21 protein-coding genes and 1 pseudogene are annotated in these 25,779 nt (G+C 33.6%); 5 read left to right on the forward strand and 17 right to left on the reverse strand.

The features are described from left to right. A complete protein-coding gene (rocF, locus tag A3SG_RS0102935; RefSeq protein WP_016988513.1) occupies window positions 1-963 on the forward strand; it encodes an arginase in 963 nt (320 codons plus the stop codon). A 274-nt stretch (window positions 964-1,237) separates the two neighbouring features. Here the strand turns inward: rocF and A3SG_RS0102940 are convergent, their stop codons facing one another. The 4 genes from A3SG_RS0102940 to A3SG_RS0102955 form a co-directional block, all read right to left on the reverse strand. Next, the gene (locus tag A3SG_RS0102940) at window positions 1,238-1,885 is read right to left on the reverse strand and encodes an HAD family hydrolase (protein ID WP_029596583.1); all 648 of its coding nucleotides are present in this window, start codon (window positions 1,883-1,885) and stop codon (window positions 1,238-1,240) included. A gap of 665 nt (window positions 1,886-2,550) precedes the next feature. After that, window positions 2,551-2,754 (reverse strand): hypothetical protein, encoded by a 204-nt coding sequence (locus A3SG_RS22845; protein ID WP_016988515.1) that lies wholly within the window; start codon window positions 2,752-2,754, stop codon window positions 2,551-2,553. Window positions 2,755-2,844: 90 nt separating this feature from the next. Then, a complete protein-coding gene (locus A3SG_RS0102950; protein ID WP_016988516.1) occupies window positions 2,845-3,771 on the reverse strand; it encodes an alpha/beta hydrolase in 927 nt (308 codons plus the stop codon). Between the two features lie 86 nt (window positions 3,772-3,857). Beyond that, window positions 3,858-4,814: a CorA family divalent cation transporter gene (locus A3SG_RS0102955; RefSeq protein WP_016988517.1), complete on the reverse strand. Its 957-nt coding sequence runs from the start codon at window positions 4,812-4,814 to the stop codon at window positions 3,858-3,860. Window positions 4,815-5,119: 305 nt separating this feature from the next. On the opposite strand from A3SG_RS0102955, the gene A3SG_RS22710 reads away from it, so the two are divergent. Further along, complete coding sequence (locus A3SG_RS22710; protein ID WP_255347664.1) at window positions 5,120-5,245, forward strand: hypothetical protein; 126 nt, start codon at window positions 5,120-5,122, stop codon at window positions 5,243-5,245. A gap of 57 nt (window positions 5,246-5,302) precedes the next feature. After that, on the forward strand, window positions 5,303-5,755 hold the full coding sequence (locus A3SG_RS20640; RefSeq protein WP_016988518.1) for a hypothetical protein: 453 nt from the start codon (window positions 5,303-5,305) through the stop codon (window positions 5,753-5,755). Window positions 5,756-5,986: 231 nt separating this feature from the next. On the opposite strand, the gene A3SG_RS18950 is transcribed toward A3SG_RS20640, so the two are convergent. Together A3SG_RS18950 and A3SG_RS22850 are read right to left on the reverse strand one after the other, a co-directional pair. Then, window positions 5,987-6,760 carry a hypothetical protein gene (locus tag A3SG_RS18950; RefSeq protein ID WP_316945172.1) on the reverse strand — a complete coding sequence of 258 codons (774 nt, stop codon included), beginning with the start codon at window positions 6,758-6,760 and terminating at the stop codon, window positions 5,987-5,989. A gap of 113 nt (window positions 6,761-6,873) precedes the next feature. Beyond that, window positions 6,874-7,152, reverse strand: coding sequence for a hypothetical protein (locus tag A3SG_RS22850; RefSeq protein WP_316945173.1), 279 nt, complete (start codon window positions 7,150-7,152; stop codon window positions 6,874-6,876). A 552-nt stretch (window positions 7,153-7,704) separates the two neighbouring features. Between A3SG_RS22850 and A3SG_RS0102975 the strand changes: the two genes are divergently transcribed. Together A3SG_RS0102975 and A3SG_RS0102980 are read left to right on the forward strand one after the other, a co-directional pair. Then, window positions 7,705-8,187, forward strand: coding sequence for a hypothetical protein (locus tag A3SG_RS0102975; RefSeq protein ID WP_016988520.1), 483 nt, complete (start codon window positions 7,705-7,707; stop codon window positions 8,185-8,187). 308 nt (window positions 8,188-8,495) lie between these two features. After that, window positions 8,496-9,773: a metal-dependent hydrolase family protein gene (locus tag A3SG_RS0102980; protein WP_016988521.1), complete on the forward strand. Its 1,278-nt coding sequence runs from the start codon at window positions 8,496-8,498 to the stop codon at window positions 9,771-9,773. Window positions 9,774-10,320: 547 nt separating this feature from the next. Here the strand turns inward: A3SG_RS0102980 and A3SG_RS0102985 are convergent. The 11 genes and pseudogenes from A3SG_RS0102985 to A3SG_RS18975 form a co-directional block, all read right to left on the reverse strand. Then, window positions 10,321-10,743: an organic hydroperoxide resistance protein gene (locus A3SG_RS0102985; protein WP_016988522.1), complete on the reverse strand. Its 423-nt coding sequence runs from the start codon at window positions 10,741-10,743 to the stop codon at window positions 10,321-10,323. A gap of 566 nt (window positions 10,744-11,309) precedes the next feature. After that, on the reverse strand, window positions 11,310-12,293 hold the full coding sequence (locus A3SG_RS0102990) for an NADP-dependent oxidoreductase (protein ID WP_016988523.1): 984 nt from the start codon (window positions 12,291-12,293) through the stop codon (window positions 11,310-11,312). Between the two features lie 1,548 nt (window positions 12,294-13,841). After that, the gene (locus A3SG_RS18955; protein ID WP_016988525.1) at window positions 13,842-14,171 is read right to left on the reverse strand and encodes a hypothetical protein; all 330 of its coding nucleotides are present in this window, start codon (window positions 14,169-14,171) and stop codon (window positions 13,842-13,844) included. After that, window positions 14,172-14,501 (reverse strand): toxin-antitoxin system YwqK family antitoxin, encoded by a 330-nt coding sequence (locus A3SG_RS0103005; protein ID WP_016988526.1) that lies wholly within the window; start codon window positions 14,499-14,501, stop codon window positions 14,172-14,174. 259 nt (window positions 14,502-14,760) lie between these two features. Beyond that, window positions 14,761-15,228 carry a CIA30 family protein gene (locus tag A3SG_RS18960; RefSeq protein ID WP_016988527.1) on the reverse strand — a complete coding sequence of 156 codons (468 nt, stop codon included), beginning with the start codon at window positions 15,226-15,228 and terminating at the stop codon, window positions 14,761-14,763. Window positions 15,229-15,512: 284 nt separating this feature from the next. Further along, a complete protein-coding gene (locus A3SG_RS0103015; RefSeq protein WP_029596585.1) occupies window positions 15,513-15,911 on the reverse strand; it encodes an NUDIX hydrolase in 399 nt (132 codons plus the stop codon). Between the two features lie 179 nt (window positions 15,912-16,090). Beyond that, window positions 16,091-17,869 (reverse strand): CHASE3 domain-containing protein, encoded by a 1,779-nt coding sequence (locus A3SG_RS18965; RefSeq protein WP_016988529.1) that lies wholly within the window; start codon window positions 17,867-17,869, stop codon window positions 16,091-16,093. A gap of 477 nt (window positions 17,870-18,346) precedes the next feature. Beyond that, window positions 18,347-19,534, reverse strand: a complete 1,188-nt coding sequence (locus A3SG_RS0103030; RefSeq protein WP_016988531.1) for an NAD(P)/FAD-dependent oxidoreductase — start codon at window positions 19,532-19,534, stop codon at window positions 18,347-18,349. Window positions 19,535-19,692: 158 nt separating this feature from the next. Beyond that, complete coding sequence (locus tag A3SG_RS20645; protein WP_016988532.1) at window positions 19,693-20,163, reverse strand: alpha/beta fold hydrolase; 471 nt, start codon at window positions 20,161-20,163, stop codon at window positions 19,693-19,695. 627 nt (window positions 20,164-20,790) lie between these two features. Next, entirely contained in the window at window positions 20,791-22,353 is a 1,563-nt protein-coding gene (locus tag A3SG_RS0103040; RefSeq protein WP_016988533.1) for a GMC oxidoreductase, read from the reverse strand. Window positions 22,354-23,778: 1,425 nt separating this feature from the next. Beyond that, a pseudogene (locus tag A3SG_RS18975) lies at window positions 23,779-25,646 on the reverse strand (cystathionine beta-synthase). Window positions 25,647-25,779 lie beyond the last annotated feature (133 nt).

Below are 25,779 nucleotides of genomic sequence, written 5' to 3' on the forward strand. Positions count from 1 at the left end.
ATGGAACGATTTATAAAATTAATAAAAAACCGATCAGATATTGGCGCAGGAACCAGAGGGTCTGATTTAGGGATTGATGCTATCGAAATCGCAGCCATCAATCGCAATAGCGATTATTTTAGTCAATTTGAGTTTGAAGACGTGAAAACGCACAACGAAAGCATCTATGATAAAAATAGAAACAATTTCGCTAAAAGAATCGAACATGTCTTGGAACAGTGTACGCGAGTTTCTTATGCCGTAAAGCATAATTTAAAAGCGAATTATTTTCCGATAGTATTGTCTGGGGATCACTCCTCAGCGTTGGGAACAATAAGCGGTATTAAATCGGTTTATCCAACAAAGAGGTTGGGCGTTGTTTGGATTGATGCGCATGCCGATTTGCATTCTCCTTATACTTCGCCATCGGGTAATATTCATGGGATGCCTTTGTCAGCGGCTTTAGGAGAAGATAATTTTGATTGTCAAGTCAACGAAATCAGTGCAGATACAGCACAACATTGGGAAGATCTTAAAAACATTGGTACTCCTGGGACTAAAATAAGTCCTGAAAATTTAATTTATTTTGGAGTTCGTGATACTCAAGAGGCAGAAGAAAGCTTGATTAAAAAACTGGATATCAGAAACTATAAAGTGGACGAAGTACGTTATCGAGGTCTTCAAACTTGTGTCAAGGAAGCATTGACCAAGTTATCGAATTGTGATTTAATTTATATCTCTTTTGATGTGGATTCCATGGATTGTGATATGATTTCATACGGTACTGGAACGCCCGTTTCTAAAGGATTTGATCAATATGAGGTGATCGCCATTATTAACCAAATTATTAAGTCTAGAAAAGTTATTTGTTTTGAAGTTGTAGAGGTCAATCCACTTCTGGATACAAAAGGAAATAAGATGGCCGAAACCGCTTTTGAAGTTTTAGAACAAATTACATCCACTGTTATTTTACCGCTCGAATAGTATTTTTTAGATTAGTTCCATAAATTATAAAAACCCAAAATCTAATTGTTAAATTTTGGGTTTTTTAGCACAATGCAGTATTTCGTGTTATCTGATGGTTATCTTGGTCATACAATAATTAGGAACTACTAATAAGTGAGTCTATGTATGAAAATTAGAATATTCATTTGTAGCACATTATTAAGTACTCTACAATTTAGACAGTTAAAAATTTCTTTCTTATCGCAGTTAGTAGTTCTAAAGCTGAGGTCTTGTAAATACTTTTATTGTATTGTTATAAGAGTTCAATTAGATCTAAAGGGTGGTCTAGAATATGTTTAGCACCATCAGCCAGTAATTCTTCTTTTGGTCTATAGCCCCAAGAAACGCCCACGGGATACATAGCCGCATTATTAGCTGTTTGCATATCGACCCCGCTGTCACCTATATACATAATTTCTTGCGGAGTAAACCCTAAACCTTTGCCTATTAGTACTGCTGTAAATGGATTTGGTTTTTTGAGTTCTTCGGTGGTTAAGCCTATTACAGATTCAAAATAGCCTGGGAATAGTTCTGATACTATTTTTTTAGTAAGGGCATCTGACTTATTGGATAATACGCATAGTTTTAGTTGCCGGTCAATTAAGTTGTCTAGAAGCTTAATAATACCTTCATACGGTATTGTTTTATGGATGCAGTTACCCCGATAAACAGACATCAGGGCTTCAAAGCAACGCTCAATTTCATGTTCGTTACTATGGCCGTCAGGAAGTGCTTTAGCGACTAAGTTTCGAATGCCACTGCCTATAAAATAATTATAGGCTTCATAATTGTGCGTGGGGTAGTTTTTTGTTTTAAGGACAGTGTTCATGGAATCAGCGATGTCCTCAAGTGAGTTGATTAAGGTTCCATCCAAATCAAAAATAACTGCTTTAAATTTCATTCTGTAGTTTTTATAGTGATCCAAAAGGGATTCTTTTGATGGTAAATTTAAAATATATATTATACTGTAAAGATACATTTTCTTATGCAAAGTACTTTTTAACGACGGGGTGCATCGGTTTTTTGTTTCCTAAAGTCGTACTTCGATATAGATCGTATTTGATTATAAATAGTTCTTTAGCCGCTTATATCAAGGTCTAAAATTTAAAATAGCCCTTTTTATTGTGGTAGAATACCTTAGAAAGTAAGCTTCGTTTTAGCGTTGTTCTATTGTTTTTTTCGTCTAACGAATCGAATTACCATACCCAAACCGTTGTGAAATTGTCCTTCGTTAAGTTGATTTTTTTTTCCTCTAATTCAACAATTTCGAACTTCTCAAAGTCTAATTTTATTTCATCGATTGAAAATAACGTATCAAGGTTCTTTGGTCCGCCTACTTTTTCGTTTTTACTGTTGTAATCTAGATGCTTTTAGGGAAAGCTTCAAAAATAATTATTCCACCAAGTCGCAGATAGGTTGTCAATATTTTGTGGTAGCTTGATTTTTTATCAGCTGGAAAATGGACATAGATTAGAGTAATGGTATCAAATTGATTTTCTTTGTAAGCGATTGACTGGAACTCTCCAACCTTATAGTTGATGGAAACATGATGCTTGTCAGCTAATGTTAGCGCTTTCTTTTACCTTCTGTACCTTGATCAAAAGCAGCAGAGCTCCAGCCTCGTGTAGCCGTATAAACAGCGTTTCGTCCTTCGCCCTCTGCTGGAAATAATATGCTTCCTACAGGAATTTTAATAAGTTGTTCTTTAAGGAAGTTATTCGGCTCCTCACCATAGACGAATTCCGTTTTACTGTATCGGTCGTCCCACATATTTTTTATTGTCGATAGCTTTTAAATTACCATTAGCTTAGTATGATCGTGCTTTTTTTTGCCCCTGATCTAAGGATTGGGGGTAGTTAATTATTGAATTTTTAATAACCAGGAAAACATTTTATCAAAAGCGTTTTCTCTGACTACTTTTGGAGATAGAAAGATATCGTGTAGCGCATGATTAATTTGCAGTAATGTCACATCATCGCCCAGCGTTACTCCAACTCTTTTTATGTCTTCAATATCCAATACTGTATCTCTAGACATAGCCTCTTCGGAAAAAGTGGTGATCTTTTTGGAATCCGAAGAATGCATAACGAGAATGGGCACTTTTATGTTAGAGTCTGCTAGTTTTTTCTGTGCGATACTTATCGCGACAACCCATTTAAAAAAGGTTGGGAATCCTTTTGTCGGTTTCCAATCGAGGTTATAATCCCACTCACCATAAAAATTTTTATTTACACTTTGGGCATAGACTGGAGCTAGTGCACCTTCAATTTTGGCATACGGAGCTATAGTGGAAATGATTTTTGAGCCCCAATAACTCAAGAACTTCTCTAATTCAGACTGATAAAAGTCCAAAAACGGAGAGTTCAAAATAAGAGCGCTTATGCGGTTTCTTTCCGAGCCATTATTCATATAGCTACTTGCAATTAATCCGCCGGTGGAGTGGCCAAAAAGGAAGATAGAACTTTGACTTATGTTGTTAATTTCGCGGATTGCAATTGATATTTCCTCAAAATATTCTTCTATGTCTTGGCAATAATTAGGACGTTGATGTTTCAGAAGAGAACGGCCGTATTTCCGAAGATCGAGAGCATAAAAATCAAAGTTGTTTTTATTGAATTTTTCAGCTACGTGGGCATGAAAGAAATAATCATTATAACCATGTAAGTAAAGTACGCTCTTTCTGTTTCCTAAGTTGTGTTTTGAAGAAATTAATGTAGCAATCATTTCTCCTTCATAATCAGGAGTAAGTTTAATAGTTTGAAAAGTGAAGTCTTTATTTATATTCATGTTTGCTTTATTAATATGGTTAAAAACCCCGTCAACGTTTTAAAATAGCGGAATCAAAAGAAGGCAATCCATTTTTTTCTCTGAAATTATTTTATCCACTTTCTCATCTTAAAATAAATTAATGCGATTATAAAGCTGATTATCATTAGTCCTACTGCTGATGGATATCCAAATTTCCAGTTTAGTTCAGGCATGTTTTTGAAATTCATTCCATAAATACCTGCAATTAGCGTTGGTAAAGAAATGCAAACAGTTATAATAGTTAATGTTCTAAATATTTTATTTTGTTCTAGATCGATTTTACTGTTTATATTATCTTCCAAGTCATCAAGCCTCTCAAAATTAAATTGAATATGGTCTGAAATAACAGCAATATCGTCCAGCTCTAAGTTGATTTTAGTTGTTATCGTCTTTAGCTCAAATTTGTTTTGTATCAGCAAATGAAGTATCCTTTGGAAATTACTAATTGACTCTTTAATCAATAGATTATTGAAGTTGAGTATCATTATTAAATCTAGATCTTTTTCATCATAATGCTTCGAATTTAATATGTTCTCATAAAAACGCTTTATTCTTCTGGATATTATTTCGGTTAAATCGGCATAATAATCTGAAATTATTCCTATCTGAAAAACAAAATGTTCTAAGTGAGAACTAAAATTTATACTCGTGAAATCATATCTTGTTTTAGTCAGATTTACAAAGTCTTTATCAATATTTGATGATAAAAAATAGAAGACCACCTCTTTCTTGATTATTACGAATATTTCCTCTTCTTTAAAAAGGGTGTCCGAATTGTATTTGGGTATTGAAAAATTAAAAGACAATTGATCTTGTGATTTTAGGTAATGAGAACTTATTTCAATATCCTCTTTTTGATAAAAAATCGCTGTGTCTATCCCAAATTTCTCAGCAATCTCTTTTAGCATACAGTCTGTGAAATCGATAATCCGTATGTTAAACAGATCTTTAGCGTCAGTGTCAATTTCACTTATTAAATCGAGTTTCTTTACTTCATTCGTCTTTAAATATAATTCTATCATAAATTTTTACAATTAGTGCGTGAATTCAGACAGGGTGATATTGCTTTCAATTTTGTTCGGCCTGAAGCATAAGGGAGGTTAACGCGTCTATAATTCCGCTTTTACGAATATAGGAATTATTACGATAAAATCACTAAAATGCCTGAGTTTGGCAAAAAACGAGAACAGGCTGTTTTCATACACTACTACCTTTTGTTATCGGGCTTTCTGTTCTGGTAGGAGTTAGGTATAGCGCAATTCTTCAGTCCGCAGTGAAATTAAAATGGTGTTTAGTGGTATAGATTTAAATAACAGTATATTATGTAATGACTTCAGGAAAAAGAGGATCAGCGATGCCGGTAAAACTCTACTTGACTGATGTCACGGGAGAGTCAGTTTTTTTCTCTGTACCAATAGAAATTGATGTTATTTGTCCATCGAAGTTAATGTAGTGGCAGTTGTGGAATAAATAGTATATCTTTCGTACTTAATAAAATGATGTTAATAATATGAAAAATAGAATAGTTAAAACGCAAATACTAGAAGCCTGCATACAAAAGCAACATGAATTGATTGATAATTTTAAGAATCGGGAAGCTGAAATGAACGATGACACCTTCAGTCAGAATGAGTCTGCAAGTCAGAGTGAAGATCGCAGAGCCGGTAAATATGAATTACTTAAAGCAATTGGTGATGAACTTGCTTTTGCCCAAGAAGAATTAGCATACCTGAATAGATTGGATATTACAAAGCAAAACACTCTTGTCGCACCTGGAGCCGTTGTTGTTACGGAGCAATTTGTTTTTTTTATTGGTGTGTCTAGTGAAAAAGTAGAGGTAGATGGAGAAACAGTCTTCGGCATTTCAACCAAAGCGCCTATTTATGCAAACATGAGAGGTTTAGAGAAAGGTAGTAAGTTTCAATTTAACGAAACTCATTATTTAATTGAAGAGGTCTATTAACACCTACTTGTTTAATAATGTGTGATAGAATAATACAAGGATTTATATTTTATTTTTGTCGTAAAAATACAGGATAGCGATTTCTTTGTGGTGATGTATAAAAAAACAGCGTTTGATCCTGATTAGGCCAAACGCTGTTATTTGATTGTAAAATAATTGTAAGCCACGTAATCCACTATTAATTAGGAAAGAGAAAAGTGGTCGACTTTATTTTTCAGTATAAAAAAGGGCCTAAAAGTAATACCCGATATTCATATTGAAACGTACTTCCCAGTTCGCGTCTGGTGCACCTGCACCCAATCCATTTGTCCAGTTTGGACCTAGCCAAGGCTGATCTTTACCTGCTGCGATATCAAAGTAAGTGTAAACACTACCTGCAGTAACTAAAACACCAGTAACATTCATAGCCGTGTCGTTAAAATCAGAGTTTAATTTTTCTAAGTATCCATAATCATTATAGAACTGCAAGCTAGATACTGGACCCCATTTTACCGGTACTGTATATTGTACCCCTAAAGTGTAGGTGTTTCCCTCTGCTGCAACTAAATAAGAACCACCATAAGCTGCCATGGCAATAAGATTGTTGCTTTGTCCATTAGGGTTTTTCGAGCTTTTTTTGTATTTTGAAACTTGAGCTTTTACACCAAAGCGTTTGTACTTTAATTCATAATGCAATGCTGCTGCGTAGTGTGAACCCATGTTTTGAGTATCTAAGTTATAAAGCCCACCAAACTGTCCCGATGTACCTATCTTATGATTAATACTGTCGTTTCCTATACTATAGCTAAGTTTTCCATTTACTTGGTTTACCTCTTTATTACGTAAATCCAATATTCCATCTCCATTTAAATCAATAGAAGCGACATCATAGGAATACCTACTGTTTGAAACATCAGAATTATTACCAAATCTTAGCTCTTCTGCATTTTTGAAAAAAGCTAAACTATAATTCCATTTTTTATCAGTATGTGTGAACTTTACACCCATATCATGATCATCTTCCAATCCAATATAATAATTAAGACTAAAAAACCAGTTATGCGAATTATAGGTCGTAATACCAAAAGGAACTTGGGTAAGACCTACTTGGATTTCGTTTTTAGAATCGAAATCATAAGCTACGCCACCCTTCGTTTTAGCATTCCGCCTCCAAAACCTTCTGAATACAAGCGGTATTCTGCATTTAGTTTGATACCTTTATATTTGGCTTTTGCATTAATGCGAAAAACATCATATCCAAAATCACCACCGCGTTTTTTTTGTCCTTCCTTCCAAGAGGATAAATTGTAGTTAAATCGCACCGCACCACCTATTTCTAGTTCTGGTTTGTCTTGGGCTTGAATAGCTCCGGTTGATAATAGCAAAAAGCTAATTACCAAAGTAATTTTTGAAAACATAATCTGTTTGTTGTAATTAAAAAAAATATTGAATAAAAAATAATAATAATTAGAGTAAAAAACGATTTTTAATTTGGGATTCGATTTCTATCTAATGGCGCAAATAATGCAGTCACATTTGACAACTCACTTTTTAGGTATTGTAAGATAATTTTTATTTGCATCTTACAAAGGTAACAAAATATAGCTATTAGCCAATGTTTTGGTGATTTTCTTCTTTGTTGCCCTGCTGAAATGGCCCCTAAATGAACTCAAAAAAAGACAGTGATTCATCTTGGAAGAACCTTTGCCTACTCTTACTACTGAATATTTATTATTGTTTAGCTTATCAAATAAAGTCGCTATTTTGTCGTCGCTTTTAAAAGTAATCTGTTGATTTCTGTTTTTCTTTGATACCTTCAACGTAGTGAAATAATATTTGCTCATTCAAAATTATCTTTCGATTTCAATAAGGACATTCAAAAATTTATGGATAAATCTTTTTTAATGCACACTATTTATTTGTAGCTTAGCCAAGGCTGTTGCCCAATTTATTAACGAATAGTAACTAATATGAAAAATCTAAGCCTTTTTTGTTTGCTGTTAACCTCTATCGGCTTTGCAAGCTGTAAAAATAATCAAAGTGAGAAAGTCGACAAGGCCGCGAAAGTTCCGGCTGAAAAGCCAATAAGCGTTGGATGTTATAAAGCGATTTATGAAGAAGATACGCTTGATTTGAAAATTAACACTTTTAAAAACGGAGAAATAACTGGTGATATGAATATGGCAATTTCTAATATGCCTAAAAAGGTAGGTGAAATCGCTGGAGAATTTCGTGGGGATACCTTATTTGCTAGTTATACTTTTATCCAGGGTGGATACAAAAAGAAGACATATAAAAATCCAATGGCTTTTCTAAAGCGTGGTGACGAACTCATTTTAGGTAATGGGCAAATACAAATTACGTTGGGAGCTTCTCATTTTGTAAAGGGTGAGCCCATCGACTTTGAAAAAGTAAAATATAAGTTCACCCCAGTCGACTGCGTTGATCAATAAGAAACAAAAAGGGGGAAAGTTATCCCCCTTTTTTAATCAGTGTCAAGGTTTTTAGGCTAATTAAGTAAATCTTTAATTGCGTCTCTTTCTTTGTTGGGCTGGAGTTAATTCAAAGACTATTTGTAATGCATATAGCAATCTTATCCATTGCGTGGTCTAAATATATTCTATTTTTATTATCGTCATTTTTGTAAATAATAAAAGATAAAATAATCAGACAGACAAAATTATTTCATTTTCAGTCAAGAAAATAAAAACCGGAACTTAATGTAATATTTTTCATATCTTTAGACGGAAATCAAACTATTATGAAAAACCTATTACTTCTATTGGTACTGTTCAGTACTACTATTTCATTGGCTCAAGATACTTATATCCATTGTGGTAAAATTATTGATACTAAAACCGGAGAGGTACTTACTAACAAAACTATTGTAGTTTCCGATAAAACAATCAAAGCCGTTCAAGATGGTTTTATAAACTCCACAAACCCCGAAGACAAAACCATCGACTTAACAACTAAAACTGTTATGCCCGGTTGGATAGACATGCATGTACACCTTGAAGAGGAAACTAGCCCAACCAGATATGTTGATGAATTTACCCAAAACGACGCCGATATAGCATTTAATTCAATAGGGTTTGCCAAAAGCACGCTTATGGCCGGCTTTACCACAGTTCGCGACCTTGGTGGCTCAGGTGTAAACGTTTCACTTAGAAACGCCATTAATCAAGGAAAAGTGGTAGGACCAAGAGTACTAACCGCCGAAAAAGCATTAGCTTCCACAGGAGGACATGCGGATCCAACAAACGGCTACCGCAAAGACTTAATGGGAAATCCAGGACCAAAAGAAGGAGTGGTCAATAGTTTAGATGACGCCCGAGAGGCCGTACGACAACGGTACAAGAACGGAGCCGACTGGATTAAAATAACCGCCACAGGAGGTGTATTATCAGTAGCTAAGAGTGGGAGTAATCCACAGTTTACCCAAGAAGAAATAGAAGCCATCGTGAGTACTGCCAAAGATTATGGAATGCAAGTAGCAGCTCATGCTCATGGCGATGAAGGGATGCAACGCGCCATTAAAGGTGGTGTAAAAACCATAGAGCACGGTACAGAGATGAGCGAAGCCACGATGGATTTAATGATTAAATACAATGCCTACTATATCCCTACACTTTCAGCTGGAAGTTATGTGGCAGAGAAAGCACTTATTCCCAATTATTATCCTGCTATAGTAGTGCCTAAAGCCTTAGCCATAGGACCAAAAATTAAAGCAACTTTTGCCAAAGCCTACAAAAAAGGAGTGCCTATTGGTTTTGGAACAGATGCTGCAGTGTTTCCTCATGGCGATAATGCCAAGGAATTTATTTACATGAAAGAAGCGGGCATGCCGGTAATGGAAGCTATCCAAGCAGCTACAATAGTCAACGCCAAAATATTAGAAATGGATACACAAATAGGCGCTTTAGAACCAGGCTATTTAGCAGATATTGTTGCAACAAATGATGACCCAACCGAAGACATCAACACCGTAAACAATGTAGTATTTGTTATGAAAGAAGGAGTTGTTTATAAGCAATAACTAGACGCAATCTTTCAAACATCAGTACTTGTTCGCTTTCGTTTGCATGTGTTTTGTGAAACTGTTTTTTTCAATATTCTTTTAGAAGAGCTATTTATTTGAGTTAGTAGTGGCAGTAGTTTTATTCTTTCCACGAATTACAATTTAATAGGTTATTACCCGCAACGACTTAATACGAGATACTCTTTATTTTGATATAATTACAGTTTTCTAATTATAATTATGCCCAATTATTTAAGGGGTTGAAAAACTCAGTACTAATCACAGACAGTAGATAATACTGAACAAAATTTATATTTTATTTCAATATTAAGTAATATAATGCTGGTGTATTATAAAAATAGTATAATGTAGTTGAACAATATTGAATATACAATTGGTATAAGTCATTCTAAAAGCTTCTCCCAGCTTCTTAAAGGTAGTTTTTGATATTATTAAAATTTCATAAACTAGTTTAATCTATCTGGGAAAAGCATTTTTGAACGCAATTTATGCTTCTATAAAATGAATACCTGTCAATGCTATTTTTTGATATTCATACTTTTTTTTAATCATTGGTTACGGATAATTTTACTTCAATGTTACCACGCGTTGCGTTAGAGTAAGGGCATACTTGATGTGCTTGCTCTGCTAATTCCTGAGCAACATCTAAAGTTACTTCTGGAATATTAACTACTAATTCTGCCGCTAAACCATAACGACCGGTTTCTATTTGTCCTATGCTAATTTTTGCATTTACACTTGTTTCTCCTGTGTTTACTTTACCGTTTTTGATAACTAAGTTTAAGGCATTATCGAAACAAGCTGCATATCCTGCTGCAAAAAGCATTTCTGGATTAGTGTAATCGTCATTTGTTCCGCCCAATGCTTTAGGCGATCTTACTTCAAGGTCTAAAACATCATTGCTACTTTTTACGTGACCATTTCTACCACCTGTTGCTGTTGCTTCTGCTGTGTACATTGCTTTCATTGTTGAAATATTTAAAGTGTTTTTTTCTATTTATTTGATTAAATTTTATATCTGGATCTTTTAAGCTATATAATGGTAAACCTACTCTAATTTTAGACCGTCTGCTATTGCTTCAACTAAGGGCTGGATATAATCTGCTATTGCGATGCTTCCGTGATTTTTGTTTTTTTTAATCGCATTTTACACCTACTGTTTTCTGCTACTTAGATTAGTAAAAGAAATTTTTTTTACCATAGTATTTATAGCAGGATTAGTCAGTCGTTTTAAATTTTCCCGATTCATTTTTTAACATTTTTACCTTTGAATTCTACTGCAAAAATTAATTCATATGCATTTTGCAAAGCAGGAATTGAGTCTTTTTCCAGGTCGTAGCGTGCAGTTGAGGCATTATCCCTTTAATGATTATCTTTTCCCCTATTTTCTTAACATAGCGATGGATTTACAGTTTTCATATTCTCTTAATAAGTGAATAATAATGATTATTTTAGTAGTGCCTTTTTATTACTTATGATAATCATTTTACTTTTTTTGTAAATAGGATAGGAACTAATTCAATTTTTAAAATGTTAGGTTAAGCTTATAATTACTTTGCCTTGTGCTCTGCCCGTCGCTAAGTATAAATAAGCATCGATTCCATCTTCTAAAGAATAAATTAGATCCACTACAGTTTTAATATCTGCATCTTCAATCATTTTGGTGATAATATTTAACTGATCCACATCAGGCTGCATCCAAGTTAGTTTATAAATAGCAGACTTATGTTCAATCAGCTTTGACAATTTCTCGGGCAATTTATAATCTTTCATACCCATGTGCGTTGCTGTTTCTTCGTCAGGAGGACCTACTATCGTAGTCACTTTTCCACCTTCTTTAATGATTTCAAACGCATCAAAGGTGTATTCATTCCCTAAAGTATCAAAAACAATATCCAAATTATTTGCAATGTCTTTATAGTTTTCAGTTTTATAATCGATTACTCGGTCAGCACCCAGAGCTTTGACCCAATCTACGTTTTTGCTACTAGTAGTTGTATATACGATAGCTCCTTTAGCTTTGGCATATTGAATTGCAAAGCTACCTACACCTCCGGATCCTGCATGGATAAGAATTCTATCGTTCTCTTTAATGCCGACACTCTCCAAGGCTTGAATTGCCGTGAGGCCTATTAATGGTAATCCTGCTGCTTCTTCGAAAGAGATGTTTTTGGGTTTTATAGCAACTAAGTCACTATTAATAGTAACAAATTCTGCTACTGTCCCCATTTGTTCTTGAGGCACTCTGGAATAGACTTCATCTCCTATTTCAAAATTGGTTACATCTGCACTTTTCTCTACCACCACACCACTAACGTCAAAACCTATTGTAATCGGTAAGTCTAAAGAAATCATATCTTTCAGTTTACCTTCGACCATTTTGTAATCAATAGGATTTAACGAAGCTGCTTTAACTTCAACCAAAATATCATTTGGTTGTAACGAAGGTTTTTCGATCTCGTTGATGGATAGACTTTCTTTAATTTCGCCATATTTCATTATTTGTAGTGCTTTCATATCAATTATATTTTGTTGTTACTTATATCTAAGATTATCTGTTTTTTGTTTTTTGCGAAAACATTGATCAGCTGGCTAACATTTTAACTTGGTGAGGGAGCGAAAAGATTTTAAAAAAGAGAAAGGATACTATTTTTATAATCTTCAGCTTTTTCAGTTGTATGGAGTAGTAACCATTTTTTTTTATTTGGTTTTTATCCATTATTTATCGGTTTTTGATATGCAAATTGGTTTGCTTTTTCAACACTAATATCATCTTGTCTAGAAGTAGAAATGCTATACTTAGCGAACTTTAAAAGGCCCGCTATGTTTTACTGCCCGCCCGCATTCTCTGCAATAATTAATATTTTTTTCATTGGTCTTTTATTTTATTATTATCGAACCCACGAGATTTTTCTTATTTTTAGATGCTCAAATACTTAAAGGTAAGGGATTAATAGTGCCAATCCCGAATTTCGGAACGTTTTTATTTGATAATTTCAGATTCAAGCCTAGAATTTTTACTATTAATCTAAGTAGTACATGTAATTACAATCGATTTATTAGTTTTTCTTGCTTCTTTACAACTAATTTTATTCGGGTATGTTTATAATCGAAATTTAACCTATCAGAAAAGCTTTTTATATTATGTACAACAAATGAACTTATTAATAATTCTGATCTTTCAGGTCTCAAAAACGAAATGTGCATGATGGTCCGTATACTTTACAGATTAATTTTTAGCCCTTCGTTTATTGAAAACGGACTACACGATTACTAAATCTTTCTACTCGATGCGAGTAAACTCATGTAACACTTGCATCATCATAAAAGGAATGGAAAATATAACCTCTGGAGTATGAAACTTATAATTATTATTGCGCAATTAAAAACAGGATCACTCTGTAAAATAGAAAATTAGTGCTTTCACCTCTGGCCATTATTCGTTCAATTATACACCACATTTTTATCGAATTCAAAAAATAATGGGAACAGCAATAGTATCGGTACAGTAGGAGATCTGTCAGCTGATTTATTTGTTTTTATCGAAAATGAAGTTTGCCGATTTTTTAATAAAAGTAGCAGCAAATTTATAGTATCTCCATTTTTAATTTCAGAGAGTTATCGTAGGTTTATTTTTGCATTCTAAAAGGGGCCGAAATAGTAGCTATTTAAGGATTATATTTAGCGTTTTGCGGTCTCCAAAGGGTATCATTTTAGAAATTTGCCTATTGATTTCCAATAACAAAATTGACCCGATAGATTCAGAATATAAATCATTGTTTGCTTGTAAGTCTCTTTAAATAAAATAGCACAACTTTTTTTCAAGACATTTCAGGAACGTTGTTTCTTTATGAAGATAAATACTCCGAAAAGTCCGATTAGTGTGCTTACAATATAATTTTGTATTAATTATTTAAGGATGACTTAAACTGCACACAATAGTTGTTTCCATGAGAAGTTTTGTTGATTAAAACGTAACTTTTAAAGTACATAAAATAAAGATAATTGTAATTTTATGAGTGGGAGCGGAGCAGCAATTGCTTCTTGTTATTCTTGTAAAAGTTTTTATTTTATTCCAAAAGGTTTTGTTGGTAATTCGTTCAGCCAGCCTTCTCCATGTTTTTTGTCTAAATAATCTGAAATAATCTGATTGTTTTTAGTCGCTCTTTTAAACGATAAAGGATCTATTACACAATTCTCTATGATAAGCCCAATTCCATATTTTTCTTTGAAATTCATATATTCTTCTGGTATTCTATTATTAATGCCATAAATTATAAAATTTAAATTTCCGTTTATACCATTTAACTGCACTGTTTCTAAATCATTGGCAAAGTTGTCTTTATCTAATTTGTTACCTTGTTGATCATAGCAAGAAATAGTTTTTATTAGCATTCAATTGACCCAAGCTCCTTCATTATAAATTGTACCGTTAGTGTGATACGATTTCCACAGTCCAACTTTCTTACCATCTATAAAAACCCCAATTGCTTCCCGATTTCCATTCTCGTGAAATGTTTTCCATTCGCCAGATTCCTTTCCATCTGAGTATTTTCCAACTTGAAATAGACTCCCGCTCTCATAGAAATGTTTCCATTTCCCTTGTTTTACTCCGTTAGCGATTTTCCCTTGCCCTTTTAAGGTTCCATTTTGATAGAAGTCCTTTTGTAAAGTGCAAGAAATCAAAGTCAAAAAGGTTGCAATAACAAACAGCTGTTTTTTCATATTTTTTTTTTAAGGTTTACCTGGAATGATGGCTAACTTAGTTTAATAATTATTTTATCATTGGGCGAATAGTGGTTTGAAATTAATAATCTTTAGGACACAGCAAAACAGACTGCTCTAAACTGCTTTTTTTAAGCTGTTGTTTCCCGAATTAAGTATTGTGCTTAGTATAAGTGTCCCTTTTAATAGCGTTATTTTTTGTTGCAAATAGTTTTTAATTGTGGAGTATGTAAGTGTTATTTTAATTCGATTTTATCTATTAAGAGTTGGAATTTTTCCTTTTTTTTGTTCCTATCAAAAAAGTGATTTCTTCCATAGAATCTTTGGAAAAATTAGGCCGGTCAAGTGTTCTTCCTCTGAACGAAGGGTACATGTCTTTTAGCTTAATTTCTATTTCTTGCCACTCTCCTGAGGTAGAGAAAGGAGCTATGTAGGAATAATAATCTCCTGAATTAGATTTTACCCTAAATTGATAGTTTTTACCATCTCCCTTGAGCTTTATAACAATGCTAATGTATTCCTTAACCATTGTTCTAGAGAATCGATATCGTACAGAGGAGAACCCCCCATTATTATCCAGCGATATATTGCCTTCGAAAACACCAATACCCTCATCATTTAATTTAAAAGTGCTTGATGATTCGCCTCCCATCACAGCGTCATCTACAACTATCCAGTCTTGAATGTCTGAGTTTTTGTTAAAATCAAAAATTACTGTTGGGCTCATTGAAGAAAATAAAAGTATCATATAAATTATGTGTTTCATAGTAACTCTGCTATTGCTCATTAACAACGTTTAGTCAGTCGACTCGATTGTATAAGGCTTAGTTAAATTTGTCATACTAAGGTAATCGTTTTTGCCAATAAGTCGCTCGAATTTATCTAAATGCCGACCATTTTAATTTTCAGTAGCTGTCTGTGGACTATTAGGACTCTTTTTGATTTTATTAAAAGCAACAATAATCGAGTTAAATCTTGCAATTTTGCTCATTGGTCGCTCTCATAAGCTTTTTATTTCAGCTCTCCTTTTTCATAGAGAAAGGAGAATATTTTTTTATCAACTTCCGAGATGATATCAATGTCCTTATAATTCAACCACCTTATCTCCTCAATTTCATTATTTGCTTTTAAATTCCCCGAATATTTTGCTTTGTAACAAGTCATAATCACGTTAATACCTTCTTTTTCTCCATCAGATTGTGCCGAGAAAGTTCCAATGTATTCAGCCGTATTTGGAGTTATCACAACGCTTAACTCTTCTGCTATTTCTCTGATTAGCGTCTGCTCATCACTTTCTCCGCTTTCACGTTTTCCTCCAGGAATGTAAAATTTAGTTTTTCCTTTTGATTTTGTACTTAATATATTTCCTTCTTGGATTTCAATAAAAGCTATTTTGTCGATCTCTTTCATAGTTTTCATAGTTTTTGGTAATGTGTATTAATTTGACTTTTAGTGTTGTATAATTAATAAGGATCAACTCACCAGCATCTTTACATGGTTGTTCACAGTGATAAAAAAGCAGTTCGTTGGCTATATTTGCCAGAGTCTTATTATGTTTTTACCTTTCTTGCTTAAATTTGTTTATATATCTAACGCCCTACTAATTCAATAATTTTAGTATACAAAACTCTCTCGTCAAGTGGTTTTGATATATAATCGTTCATGCCTATTGCTTTACATTTTTCGACATCAGCTGTTGTAACATCGGCTGTTAAAGCAATGATTGGAATTTTTAAATTCATTATGTCGCGAATATATGCTGTGGCTTCATATCCATCCATTTCTGGCATCTGCAGGTCCATTAAAATAATATCGTAAGATTCTGTTTGTAATTTTTCAATAGCAATTTTTCCATTATCAGCGATATCATATTTGAAGTTGAAATCGTCCAAAATTATTTTCATTAATAATTGATTGAGTTTTATATCTTCAGCTAATAACACTTTTATGATCTTGATTTCATCATTTAGTTTTAACTCTATAATCTCTGATTTAATTTCTGCATTGGTTTTTTTAAAGCTCAAAGTGAAACTAAACGTTGCCCCTTCATTAATTTTACTTTTTACCGAAATCGTTCCTCCTTGTTTTTCCACTAATTGTTTACATATGCCAAGTCCTAAGCCTGTTCCTCCAAATATTCTTGAAGACGAACTCGTTGCCTGTTGAAAGTTTTCAAAGATGTATTCTAATTCATCTTCCGCTATTCCTATGCCTGTGTCGGTAATCGCAAACTCAATAGTTGTTGTATCTTCATCTTCATTCAGCAAACGAACAGCTACGGTGATTTTTCCTTTTGTTGTAAACTTTAAAGCATTCCCCAGGAGGTTTAAAAGAATTTGGTGCAAACGTACTTTATCGCCTAGTAATACTTCTGGAATTTTACTGTCGTATTCTTTGATTAACTCTAAATTATGTTCTTTAATTTTTAAATCAAATACCTGAATCATACTTGATATCGAGGATTCCATTTTGAAAGGTATCTCTTCAAATGTCATTTTTCCTGCATCCACTTTTGCTAAATCCAGTATGTCGTCAATGAGTATAATTAAGCCATCGCTACTGGTTTTTATAGCATCTAAATATTGCTTTTGCTTAGGTGCTAAATCTGTTTTTAGCATAATCTTTGTAAATCCAAGAATAGCATTCATTGGTGTGCGGATTTCATGGCTCATATTAGATAAAAATTGTTGTTTAGAAGACAGTGCAACTGTTAGTACTTCTTCTGATTTCAATAGGTGTTTTTTTAGTTTAAAAGATTGGTTGTTGATAATCATTAAGAAGGTCGCAATTAAGATGGAGATAACACCTCCTAAAACAACATAAAGCTGAGCAAGGAAATAACTATCGACTGCAATCTTATTTCTATCAATTAATGATTCTTCTTCTAATTTATCCATGTTATAGGATAGTTTTCGAATGTCGTCCATTATTCGTTTGCCTTTTTGCGTAGAAATAATTTTAATCGCAGCATTTAACCCTAGCTGCTTCCGCACGTTAATAATTTCGCGACTTGAAGCAATTTTTAAGTTAATAAGTTGTTTAAGCGAATCGAGTTTTACTATTTGGAGCGGGTTGTCTTTAATCAAACTCTGCAAATGCAAAATGTTTTTTTTAATTTTAGGCTTTGCCAAAACATTAGGTTCTGTATAAGCGGTATTTCCTGTCAAGGCAAAACCCCTTGCGCCTGTTTCAATATCTTTTAATAAAGAAAGATTATTAGCTAAATCCATCTGCACCTCGTAAGTATGAATAACCTTGTTAGAATTATTATTTAATTCATAAATATTCTTTAATGAGAATGCCACAACCAAAATCAAGATAGCAAATATGATTAAGGAAATAAAGAAACTATCTTTTGTAATTTTCATTTTGTCTTGGTGTTTACCCTCTGATGTAACTTTATAAAGCTTTCGGTTTGCGCAGCCCAATAACCCTTAGCGCAACGGTATTGCATACCTAAAGTATCACAGGCCAAGATACTAATTTTTCGGATTGACACGGAGCTGAATTTCATATTTTGTAGTAATACCGATTGTACCTTCAATATAGGCCAATTAAATAGTACTATTTTCATAGTAAATCGGCAGTATGCCAAAACGATTTGGACTAAAACATAAATCTATTTGGTAAAACCTATTAATTTAAAAGCCAAAATAAAAATTGGGCGGAGATAGTTATTAAATTTTCGTATGAGGTAATACTTATCATTTTTTATCCTTATTTTTATGTCTTTTGTATTTTCCTTTTATGTGATTTAGTATTTGAATGAATCCTTTTCTGCATTTGAGGAATTCAAAAAATCACTAAAATAATTGTAGGAGTAACCGATTTATACAAAGGAGTGATCAATTCTTTTTATTTAAATAATTTGCTAAATACACACCTGAACTTGCACAAGCTTGCAATAAATAACCGCCGGTTGGGGCGTCCCAATCTAACATTTCGCCAATACAAAATTGGTTGCTCATTGTTGTAAGTTCAAAATTTTCAGAAACTGCATTTAAGTCAATTCCGCCAGCTGTAGAAATTGCTTCGTCAATGGACACAGTATTTATTATCTCCAGAGGAAAACTTTTGATGTTTTTTATTATTGATGCTGTATTTAAATAAGACTCTTTAGATAGATAGGTTCGTAGCAAATCGACTTGAGCGGTACTTAGTTTGATTTCCTTTTTTAAAATGTTAGCAGTATTTCTATATTTAGATAATTTTATTTTCGAATGTAAATCTCCTATTGTCAATGAAGGTTTCAAATCAATAAAAACGGTTGCTTTAGAATTTGAATGTAATTGTTCTCTAATTTGTGGGCTTAGTCCGTAAATGGCGTTTCCTTCTAATCCCAATTTAGTAATAATAACCTCTCCTTTCTGAGTAACGTTATTGCAAGAAATAGCAATGTTTTTTAGAGGAGTTCCTTCGTGTTTTTTAATAAAATCAGATTTCCAGTCAATTTGATATCCGCAGTTTGATGCTTGAAATGCTTTTGTTTTGACTCCTTTTTTAGAGAAAGTATCGAGCCAGCTTCCATCAGATCCTGTAATTTTCCAACTTCCTCCGCCTAAAGAAAAGACGGTGTAATCTGTTTGCATCGTTTGGTCATTTATAATCGGATTATTATTATCATCCCAATCAGAAAAAGCATGTTCATACTTAATACTAATTCCTTTTTCTTGTAGAGATTTGAGAACTGCACGCAGTATTTCAATAGGTTTAATTCCTTCTTTTGGATATATTCTATTACTACTTCCGATGTAGGTGGGAATCCCTATTTGATCGAGCCAATTTCTAAAGTCAGCATTAGTAAAATCGAGTAGTGCTTTTTCTAAAAAAGAACTTGGAGTGTACCGTTTAATAAGTTGTTCAATCGGTTCTGCATGAGTTAAGTTGAAACCACCTTTACCAGCAACTAAAAATTTACGCCCAGTTGTTTTATTTTTTTCGTAGATGGTAATAGTAAACTTTTCAGGATCTAAAAAAGCAGCCAATAAAAAAGCAGCCGGACCGCCGCCTATAATAGCAATTTGTTTTTTCATGGAACAAAGATAGTTGTTGTTATAATAGTTAAACAATTTAATTGATAGCTCGATACGACTATAATCTTATATAAAAATTCTCAATGTATGTAGTAAAACGAATCTAACAATAACCCAAATGACTTAAAAGGAAAAGGCGTCCACACCAATACGAATTTTTAATTACTTCCATATTTTATATTTGAAGGTAGATTAGGTACGGCGGTTGACGCTTTATTTTTAGTCCCTTTTACTTCACTATACACTTTGTTTTGGGGAGGAGTAGTCATTCCAATATTTTTGCTATGTTTTAAAAAATAAAGTGCTATTTTTAGTCTTTCAACTGGACTTTCCTCCATTGGAATATGACCTGTATTGTCCAATATAACTAAAGTATTATTTGGAACATCTTCAGGAAATTTATAGGCATTTTCCACTGGGATTAATAAATCTTTTGTTCCCCAGATTAGGAGTGTTGGCTGCTGAATCTGTTTTACATTTTTGTAGGCACTCGTATCTTTTGACGCCTTGAACCTATCTCCAAATGCTTGAAGATTGCCCTCTTTAAGCGTGAGTTCAAAGTATCTTTCAACTAAAGAATCAGTTACCTTTGACTTATTAAAACAGATGTTTTCAACGCTAGCTTTCACTATAAAACGGGGAGCAATATAGGTGAGGAGCTCTCAAAGGACGGGAGTCTGCCCTATTTTAAAAGCAATTGGCACGCTCTGTGCACTTGGAGGATATCCTGCAGCATCTATTAAAATCAATTTTCTCACCATTTCTATTTCTTTTCGGGTAAAGTTCCAAGCTATTTCTCCACCTAAGGAGTTACCTGCCAGTACACATTGTTTAATCTTAAAGCTGTCAAAAAGTCTTTTAAGAATTCTGTGTAGTGAGCTATGGAATAATTCCGGTCGGGAAACGGACCCGTTAAACCATACACTGGAAGATCCATTCTGATCACTCGATTTGATTTTTTCAAGCTATTGTTCTAGCATTAAATGTATGTAAACTGAAGGCCGTGCCATCGATGAGTACGATTGGAATAAAGTCGGTTTGGTGTCCCTCGTCACGAAAATGAATATCTATTCCATTCACTGAAATGAATGAATAAGCTGTATTAGTGTACTTTGCTTTTAATTCATTCAGTAGAATATCTCGATGTCCAAAAAAAATATACTAGCGGCGATAATTAGTGTGGCGCACCTTAAAATAATTTTGACACTTTTAGCTTAATAATTCAAGGGCTTGTAACGGTTATTTTTATGGAGTATCTAATTTATTTTAAAAGGAATTTGGTCCATTGCACGTTCTGCAATTGCGGTTATTGATAGGGATGGATTCACTCCTGGATTTGCCGAGATCATGGAGCCATCGATAATATAAAGGTTTTTGTAGCCAAATACATTGTTGTTTTTATCAATAACTCCTTCCGATGAATTTTTTCCCATCACCGCGCCTCCTAAAATATGTGCTGTTGAGGGTATACCTACAATTGTTTCTAAGGCAAATGAGGTGCTCACACCATTCACGGCTTTGCCGTACTCTTTAATCAGTTTGATAGATTCGGGAATAAAAGGGGTTGGTTTTTTACCTGTACTTATTGTTGAATTCATAAAACCAAGAATATTTATCTTAAATCTAAGTGTACTATCTAGAGTTTGCATAAAAAGCAGTACAACTGTTTTCTTGGCCCAACTATTCATAAAATAAATTTTAAAGTATTTGACGGGGGATTTCAGTAGCGACAATAAAACTTTTCCTAAGCGAATAAAAATGTTACTACCTGTAACATACGGGAAATGTATCAGTTTCCATGCATTAGAACCTTCAGAATACCTACAGATTTCCAAATGACTATTTTCATCAGTATCTAAAATACTTCCGATAGCCACTCCTTTAGAAAAGTTTTTGTCTTTTTCAAGACTAGAAACACTTACAAGAGTTTCATTATTTGTTCTTATGTCTTTCCCTAATCGATCTGAGATATTAGGTAATGAGTTAGTCTTTAACTGGAGCAGCAGTTTAATTGTACCCAATACTCCACCCGGAAAAATAACGCTTTTACTTTTAATTATACTTTTTTTAGCAAATAATTTTGTGCTTGTTTTTATTGAAACCTCATAGCCATTTTCTCCATCTTCTGTGTTTAGTGGTGTAACGTTATAAACCTCATGCTCGGCCTTGATGACTGCTCCATATTTTTGCGCCAAGTGTAAATAGTTTTTGTCTAGGGTGTTTTTAGAATTATTTCTACATCCCGTCATACAGGCTCCGCAAAAGTTGCAACCGGTTCTTTCTGGTCCCATACCTTCAAAATAAGGATCCTCTTTTGTAACATTCTCTTCTCCAAAATAGATGGCTACGGTAGTGGCATCAAATTTATCTTCCATGCCCAATTTTTCAGCTACTTTTTTGAGCCCAATATCTCCGTCAAACAATTTAGGTGTTTTAGCTGCACCAAGCATTCTTAATGCTTCCAGATAATAAGGTGCTAATTCATTTTCCCAGTCGTGGAGTTGACTCCAGCTACCAGTTTTAAAAAATGTAGATTTTGGAATGGGTAATGTATTGGCATATACTAAAGAGCCGCCACCTACACCTGTACCAGAAAGAACATCAACATGCTTGAAGATGGTTAACTTCATGATCCCAAAGAAACGTAAACTTGGTAACCAAAGCCATTTTCTGAAATTCCAGTTGGTCTTAGGGAAGTTGGCAGCCTTGAACCATTTCCCTTTTTCAATCACTAAAACGGTATATCCTTTTTTCGATAATCGTAAGGCACTAACCGAACCACCAAAACCACTTCCTATTATAATATAGTCGTATTCCATTTTCTGTATTGCATTATTAGCATTGACCTAAAACTATTCTTAAAAAAACCTTGATCATCCTTCTTCCAAATATATTAAATGTTTTCAAGAAAAAAGGGATGGCATCTGTTTAATGCTACGACATATTAAAAAAACATACAGTAGTTAAAATCGTATCTAAGTATTTGTAAAACAAGGCTGTAATTTTTTATTTTGGTTATTTTATTAATGCAACAGAACAAGATAACCCACATTATAAATTACTAATTACAGCAATAATGAAAGGATCCAACCGCGTCTAATTGTGTCCAATTAAATAACAATGAGGTTATAATTATACTAATTTAAGGAAATCGAAAAAGTAAATAGCTGGAAACTGCAACTATTATGCGGTTTGTATTTCAGCTCTAATTCTCATTAAAAAAGGATAGTGCTTTTTGATCAATTTAAGAAAGAAAGCAAGTTCGCAGAGCTGCAACTGTGCTATATCTTTAGTTTCTAGCATAGTATACTTTTGAATAAGTCAGAATCTCATGTAGTTCTTTTGTCGATTTCTTTCATAGTTTTGATAGTGATTGGTCAAATGCTGTACGAACTTTTATGGGATATAAAGCATGCCTTGGAACCAAGCTTTTCAAATAGGGAATAGCCTATGGAAATCGGACGGGTTTTTAATTTTTGGATAGAGCAAACCATAGCTTACAGTTACTCTGGTTTTAGTATTTAATCATTTTTTTGCTACAAATAGGCAGGTTAATCCCGATATAAGAAGTCCAAAATTAGACTTTACGTCTGGATCAAATTCAGCAATTGTGGTATTTGTATAGAACCTTGAAAAAATTAAAACAGAGGTGTTCATTAATCCAGAAATAATAAATTCTTTTGTAATTGAGCCTTTTTTTTAGAGTTATAGCAGGACTAATTTACTAAGTAGATTTTTGCAAGCTATAAATCAAACTGTATTGCTTTATGTTTTTCACAATGTGGCACAGCTGTAAGTATTTTGTGGTTTATGACAACCAGTATTTAGCTAAACGAAAATCTGAATTAAAACGGTAATGTTGCTATTACAAACATAAAGCATGAATTTTTAATTTTTTTGACGGTATATTCTACTTTCAATGAACAAATTTGTACTATCGTTGCGGATAGATACGTCTAATTAATTTGTACTGACAGTATATTCAGGATCGTCCAATTACATTGTATTACGTTCCTATTACATCGGCATTATACTAAAACGATTTGGACTAAAACATAAATTCGTTTGGTATTACAACCGCAAATCTGCCGACATCCAAATGTTCTGGATTCTATCATTCATATTAAAAAAAAAGAGTGGTAAATTAAGATAGAAAATCATTGTTTACGATTCCCACACGAACGGATTCGTGCGGGAGTAGCATATTTTGTAAAATTCAAACTATTATTATTCTATTGATAGTGTTAAATATTTTCAACAAACTTTAAAAACACTTTTTTATGAAGCTCAAGATCCATATTTGGAGAAAGTGATGCACGCACAATATAATCTTTGTCACCTTCTTTAGTCGTTCCTTGTGTGGAAGTTGCCGGTACTGTCCAGTAACAGCCTTTTAATTGCCCATAGCTCACGCAGAATTTACTTTCATTAGGTATTTCGGCAATCATTAAATTGATTAATTTAAGATTTAACGCTCTCTTATAATTCTCCTTTTCTTCATCATTAGTTCCTTTAGTAGGGAGATCTAATGAAAAAACAGATGGGGTAAATCCTTGTTCAGCTAACGCTGAAGAAACAAAATTGATTTTTGCTTCTGGTAGCGTAGCATGAATAAAATTGACAAATTCGCGGGTATTGATATAAGCGTCATGAATTCTTTGATTCATTGAAGGCATTTGCTTGGCTAATATTTCATATTGAAGATCTGTCGCCTCATTATCGCAAAGATTTAGATGCCTTTCTATTTTTTCCATCAAAGCTTCTGTTTTTTTATTTCCTACGCAGTAGCCAGCCGTACATTGCCCTCCACTTGGAAATTTCGATCCGCTAGCAAATGAAATGGTTCTAACCGCTGCAAGTATGTCCTCTTCTCCTAAAAAGTGCACATTAGGACAAAATGTTTGATCTAAAATAAAAACGGGATCGATAGCAATAGTACCAGCTGCTGTTTTGCGTTCTTGACTTAAAACATTTTTTAAATCTATGAGGTTTGGAACCTCAACTCTAGGGTTTGTTGGAATTTCAGCAATGATATAAGGGACAGCATCTTCGTTAGCAATTGCATCTAAAACAGTATCAATACTTTGAATCATGTCGTTATCACCATCAACTAATAAATCCACTATTTCAACATTATCAATGCAGGCAGCAACACGTCTTGCTTGGTCATTTGTACCGCCGTAACAATTTGGAGGAACGATAATTTTGATCGCTTTTCCTTTATATTTTTCTACGGCATCGTGAATTAGCCCCATCATAATCGCATACTGGATAGAAAGGCCACTAGAAGCCACTAGTGGTTTTGTTGTCGTATTGGTAATTGTTCTAATTGAATCTAAAACTGATTTTATATCTGCTTCAACATTACTTTTTGTAGTATCAATAGGAGATTGCGTTATCAGCGACTTCAAAGCTATAAGGGAATCAGCAGGTGTCATCGCTATGCTTTCTCTTCTTCTTACATGCTGAATATCTGAAATATAACCTTCATTTTCACTACTTGCCGGAAGGCTAGGTTCTCCATTTACGATTAAAACACTTCCTAATGGAGAGTGAATACTGATAAAAAAGTCAATGTTTGGGGTAAGAACAATAGTACCAAGGGCCTCTTTGTGCGAAATAAAAATAGTACTACCATCAAACTTGGCAATATCCTCTACTTTCTCCACATGCTTTAGATCAAAATCATAACCATAAATACTTTTCAGCACCTTTGCATCAAAAAAACTCAGGTAATTCACCGGTATAAACGATTTGGGTGTTTTTTTTTGTCTATTGAATTTTTCCTTAGAACTGCCAAAATAGGAATCGTCTGCGATGAAAAACTGATTATATTCTCTGATTTTAGATTATTTACTTTAGCAATTCCCCATTCTAATATGCAAGATAAGGGATGTCCTAACCGAATATAGTCATAAGCAGTAGGTAAATTATTTAGTGAAGATGATTTAGAATTATTGTCGTTAAATAGGGTGTCAAACTGTTCTAAAAATTCTGTTTTAGCCAATTTTTCATTATAAATATCGAGTCGATGGGTTGTTGTACCTAGCCATCCAGTTGGCATATTTGTTAAAACATCTTCTAGATAATTCAGTATATTTTTGTCTTCCATGATTTTATTTTTAGATAGACCGCAATTTACGATAATTAGATTTATTTAAAAAGTCTTAAAGGAGGTTTGTTTATCTTGTCCCGAAGGGAAACGTGACCTAACGTTTTTGGTATTGACGCTGTAGAAGTGTAAC

Origin of the sequence: Flavobacterium sp. ACAM 123, assembly GCF_000264055.1 — a bacterium.
Lineage (GTDB): Bacteria > Bacteroidota > Bacteroidia > Flavobacteriales > Flavobacteriaceae > Flavobacterium.